The organism is Pseudanabaena biceps PCC 7429, from assembly GCF_000332215.1.
Taxonomy (GTDB): Bacteria; Cyanobacteriota; Cyanobacteriia; order Pseudanabaenales; family Pseudanabaenaceae; genus Pseudanabaena; species Pseudanabaena biceps.
The window spans coordinates 1-4,877 of the sequence record NZ_ALWB01000311.1; the positions used below are offsets into that span (position 1 = coordinate 1).

The 4,877-nt window shown below is 43.5% G+C and carries 5 protein-coding genes; 3 read left to right on the forward strand and 2 right to left on the reverse strand.

Translation table 11 applies throughout. From position 1 onward, the window contains the following. The coding region (gene trhO, locus PSE7429_RS21420) for an oxygen-dependent tRNA uridine(34) hydroxylase TrhO (protein WP_009629466.1) at positions 1–768 on the forward strand (768 nt) is incomplete at its 5' end. Positions 769–799: 31 nt separating this feature from the next. Here trhO and PSE7429_RS21425 read toward each other — a convergent pair. Both PSE7429_RS21425 and PSE7429_RS21430 read right to left on the reverse strand, forming a co-directional pair. After that, positions 800–1,570, reverse strand: a complete 771-nt coding sequence (locus PSE7429_RS21425) for a Uma2 family endonuclease (protein ID WP_009629467.1) — start codon at positions 1,568–1,570, stop codon at positions 800–802. Positions 1,571–1,660: 90 nt separating this feature from the next. Beyond that, complete coding sequence (locus tag PSE7429_RS21430) at positions 1,661–2,473, reverse strand: inositol monophosphatase family protein (RefSeq protein WP_009629468.1); 813 nt, start codon at positions 2,471–2,473, stop codon at positions 1,661–1,663. 153 nt (positions 2,474–2,626) lie between these two features. Between PSE7429_RS21430 and PSE7429_RS21435 the strand changes: the two genes are divergently transcribed. Next, positions 2,627–3,424, forward strand: coding sequence for an ABC transporter permease (locus tag PSE7429_RS21435; protein WP_009629469.1), 798 nt, complete (start codon positions 2,627–2,629; stop codon positions 3,422–3,424). Between the two features lie 258 nt (positions 3,425–3,682). Continuing rightward, on the forward strand, positions 3,683–4,810 hold the full coding sequence (locus tag PSE7429_RS21440) for an aldo/keto reductase (RefSeq protein WP_009629470.1): 1,128 nt from the start codon (positions 3,683–3,685) through the stop codon (positions 4,808–4,810). The last annotated feature ends 67 nt before the right edge of the window (positions 4,811–4,877 follow it).

Consider the following 4,877-nt stretch of genomic DNA (forward strand, 5'->3'; position numbering starts at 1 on the left):
CTCAGCATAGTGATCGCGGCTTTTACATTTCGCTACAATATTATCAAATTCTTCCTTTCTTTCACCTCCCCGAAACACCTATTGAGCCTTGCTGATTTGAATGATTATCGAGAGATGCGATCGCCCATCACGGATTTCTGTAATGATCGCGAACTTAAGGGGGTAATTTTACTCGCACCAGAGGGGATTAATTCCACAATTGCAGGGAGTCGAGAAGGTATTAATGCGCTATTAAGTTATCTTCGCTCCGATCCGCGTCTACAAAATTTGGAGCATAAAGAAACTACTTCTGATGTCATGCCTTATAACAAACTACGGGTAAGACTTAAAAAGGAATTAGTGAAGTTTGGAGTATCAGGTATCGATCCCAGTAAAGAAGTGGGAACCTATGTCGATCCTAAGGATTGGAATGCGTTAATTTCCGATCCAGAGGTAATCGTGATTGATACGCGCAATATTTACGAAGTGGAATTCGGTACTTTTAAAGGAGCGATCGATCCGCATTTAGATTTCTTCCATGAGTTCCCTAAGTACGTGGAAGAGAATTTTGCTATGGATAAAAGTAAAAAGATCGCTATGTTTTGCACAGGTGGCATCCGTTGCGAGAAAGCAAGCGCCTATATGTTGGCTCAAGGGTTTGATGAGGTTTACCATCTCAAAGGTGGCATTCTCAAATACTTAGCCGAAATCCCTCCCGAAGAAAGCCTCTGGGAAGGAGAATGTTTTGTCTTTGACGATCGCATTGCAACTAAGGGTTCGATAATTTAATTGATTAGCGCGGCTTCACCACGCTAATCAATTAAATTGCATCAGGATCAACCCCGATTGACCGTAAATAAGCCGCTAATTTTTCCTTCTGTTGCCGTTCTTGGTCAGCGATCGCTTGCATTTGTTGCTTAGCTAGACGTTCTTGTGCAGCCATGATTTCAGCATTTGCTGCCCTCTCGTTAGCGGTGAGATAGCGATCGCCTGAAGTATTATACCAATAGAGCCATTCACGCAGCCAAGCAATATGTTCTCCCTGTTCATAACCGAGAGCTAAATCAATTTCTGGCAACCAAATGTAGTTATTCTCAATCGGTAAAAGTTCGTACTTACCCGCGATTAGTCGATAAACTTCCAATCTCTGCCTATTTTTAAATATTCCCCTGCGCCCACTTAAGGGATTGTAAATCGCATAGTAGAGAATACCTAATGCTTGGTAATCGGCTAACTTGTCCTCATATTCACTGTTATAGCGCTCAGAGACAACCTCTAAGGCAAATATCGGCATGATGTTCTGCTCTTCCCACAGCACATAGCTAAGCCTTCCTCTTTCACCCATATTATGCTTGACTCCCATAGCAAGAAAGCCATCAGGCACGATCGCAGGTTCATCAGGATTATAGTAAATACCCATATCTACACCGAAGTACCAATCATCACGATCTGCCCAAATAGAGGCTAATAAACTCAGCAATAAATTTGGGATGTCATTTTGTAACTGATTATCCACAGGCGTTTCGTCAGATGATGGCAATTCTTCAGCAGTGGGAAGAATCCGATTAGTTGTATAAGTGAGGTTAACCATAGCTTGTACAAGCGCGGTGTTAAGTTACCGCAATTCTAACAGATGGAATATAAGTAGCTAGGCATAATTGCTGTAAATGGTTTAGGAATGTCAATGAAAAAATGGTTCTATTATTTCCTTTGCCATTGGTAGTAGTTCTCGGTGGCTGACAATCAAGCAGGGAAAGTTGCGCTGACCGTAATCTTTACCCATTTCTAAGGGGAAGATATTTTGAGAATCCTCTAAGGGAATCCAGATCGCGCCGATCGCTTTGATGATCGCCCATGCCGCCGCAATATCCCAGATCTTTGGAGTTGCTTCCACTGCGCCAATCGTAGAGCCGATCGCTACGGTTAAAATATTGTAAGTTGCGGCTCCCATCATCCGCATTTTAAAAGGGAATTCCGCTCTGCCCATTTTGGCTAGACTGCGAGAACAGGCACTAAAAAAGTAATTACTCAAAGCATCGGGATCGGGAGCGATATCAGCTAGATGAATCTCGCGATCGTTCAAAAAAGCTGCCGAGCCATTCTCATCAGCCCAGCCATAAATATTTTGGTGTAAGGGTGGGACGGCAACATAGCCAAAAACGGGAGTCCCGTGATGCAATAAGCCTAGGGATATTGCCCAAATCGGGATACCTCTAGCAAAATTAGTTGTGCCATCAAGGGGATCGACGACCCAAGCCCATTCGCGATCGGGCAAAATTTGCGTTGATTCTTCCGTTAAAACGCCATATTCAGGAAATTCTTTTTCTAGGGATAATTTTATATATTCATCTGCCCAGCGATCGCTGCTGGTGACAAGACTGCCATCGTCTTTGTTAATGGCGACTCTCGCTTCTTCAAAGTCCGCAAGTAGGCGGGCTCCGACTTGTTTCGTTAATTCTTGGATGAAGGTAAGAATTGTTTGCCAGTTATTCATAGCTTGTTAGGATACCCCACGAATGAAAGAGAGCCGCAAAGCAGCCCTCTTTCACTACCATATCCTAATACGTTGGGCGACAACTATAAATTGCGGCTAGCTAATTGCGATAAAATGCAATGATGTTAGGACTTATGAGGATTTTGTAGACCTATGAACTTGAGCTTGAACCTGAGTCTAAGTTTAGGTCGCGTTTGGGCGATCGCCACTAATGTCTTTCGCGAAACCGTACGCGAACAAGTGCTTTATTTATCTTTGCTATACATTGCGATCGTGGTGTCAGCAATGCTGCTGTTGCCCGAATTTTCCTATGATTCATCGGCAAAGATGATCGTGGATGTGGGCATTGCGGCGATCGAGGTGGTGAGTTTGATTGTAGCGGTGTTAGTGGGTACTAACTTAATTAATAAAGAAATTGACAAACGCACAATCTTTATCCTAATTGCCAAACCCATGCATCGCGCTGAATTTGTCTTGGGTAAGCACCTTGGACTTACGGCTGTAGTTGGGGCGTTGGTCTCGATTATGACCGTGATTTTTGTCATTCTGATGGCGATCAAGCAAATCCCTATTCCGATTCCCGCGATTCTCACGGCTAACTTTTTTATCTTCTGGCAAATTATGCTACTAGGGGCGATCGCAATTTTCTTTGGCTCCTTTACAGGTTCGTTGATTGCCTCTTTACTAACCCTTGGAGCCTATTTGATTGGTAACTTTAGCCGCGATCTATTACTACTAGGCGAAATTTCCAAGAATCCCAGCTTGCAGGCAGTAACGCGCACTTTTTACATGATCTTGCCCGATCTATCCCGTGCAAATCTCAAAAATGACGCAGTTTATAATATTTTGCCAAGCATCATGGATATGTTTAACAATGGCGTTTACATTCTCAGTTATGCCTTGTTGACTCTAGCAGTTACCATTTTTATCTTTGCCCGTCGCCAATTTTAATGCCAAGTTAAGAAATGGCTACGCCATTTCTTAACTTGATACTCCTTTCTCAGTGAAGAATTAGACGTTGCGGCGCGAAGCACCGCAACGCTAATTATTTAACGTGAGTTCGGGATAATTTGAGATTCCCAAAATGGCGTTGCCATTTTGAGAATTGGTATTAGAGCTAGCTATAGCATCATGGGATAAACAGATATAGGGACGCTAAGCGTCCCTATATCTGTTTTGGGTAAGATAATTATATTTAGTGGACAGACTATGCGATATCGTCGTTTTGGCAAAACTGAAATGCTCCTGTCGGTATTTTCCTTAGGAGCAATGCGCTATTTGGAATCGGCAGAGAATGCCCATAAAACCATTTTGCGGGCTTTAGAAGTGGGGATCAATCATATTGAAACTGCCCAAGGTTACGGTAAAAGCGAAGAATTCATTGGCAAAGCGATGCAAAATGGATTGAAGGCAAGGCGCGATCGCTTTTACCTAACTACTAAAATATCGCCAACTAAGGATGCCGACTCCATGCGTCGCCAGATCGAGCAGTCCTTAAAAAGAATGAATGTGGACTATATCGATAACTTCGATATTCATGGAATTAACCTATACGAACACCTCGAATTAGTAAAAAATCCTCAGGGCTGCATGAAAGCTGTTAGAGAAGCGATCGATCAAAAAATAATCGGTCATGTGGGATTTTCTACCCATGCGCCCCTTGAGGTCATTCTCGACACGATTGAGACGGATTTATTTGAGTCAGTCAATTTACATTATTACTACTTCAATCAGCGCAATGCTCCTGCGGTGCAGCTTGCCCATGAAAAAGATATGGGCGTATTTATCATCTCGCCATCCGATAAAGGAGGAATGCTCTATAACCCTTCCGAAGAATTAACGGGGGTTAGTTATCCCTTTACGGCTTTATATATGGGCGATCGCTTTCTGCTCAGCGATCCGCGCGTTCATACTCTCAGCCTCGGTGCTGCTAACCCTGCCGAAATTGATTCCCATCAAGATGCATGGGATCACGATGAGCCGATGTCGGAGTTAGAGCAAGCAGTACTCGATTGCATGAATCGTCGCTATAGCTTCTTAGAAAACGATCTCTGTTCCCAATGCTATAAATGTTTGCCCTGTCCTGAAGGGATTAATATTCCTGAGGTTTTAAGGTTAAGGAATTTAGCGATCGGCTTTGACATGGTGGAATTTGGCAAGTATCGTTACAAAATGTTTGAAAATGCGGGACATTGGTTTCCAGGGAATAAAGCAATTCGCTGTACGGATTGCGGTGATTGCTTGCCACGTTGCCCAGAGAACTTAGATATTCCTAGACTGTTACGCGACACCCACGATCGCTTAAGTGGGCAGGAAGGAAAACGCCTTTGGGAATAAGCTCATATAGCTAATGCTTGCTTACAAATATCAAACCCTAAAACCTGCGGCGCACGCTGCGCGTGCG

Excerpts from the sequence above, each read along its gene's own strand:
- PSE7429_RS21425 (WP_009629467.1), bottom strand. The coding sequence starts at position 1,570 with ATGGTTAACCTCACTTATACAACTAATCGGATTCTTCCCACTGCTGAA.
- PSE7429_RS21430 (WP_009629468.1), bottom strand. The coding sequence starts at position 2,473 with ATGAATAACTGGCAAACAATTCTTACCTTCATCCAAGAATTAACGAAA.
- PSE7429_RS21435 (WP_009629469.1), top strand. The coding sequence starts at position 2,627 with ATGAACTTGAGCTTGAACCTGAGTCTAAGTTTAGGTCGCGTTTGGGCG.
- PSE7429_RS21440 (WP_009629470.1), top strand. The coding sequence starts at position 3,683 with ATGCGATATCGTCGTTTTGGCAAAACTGAAATGCTCCTGTCGGTATTT.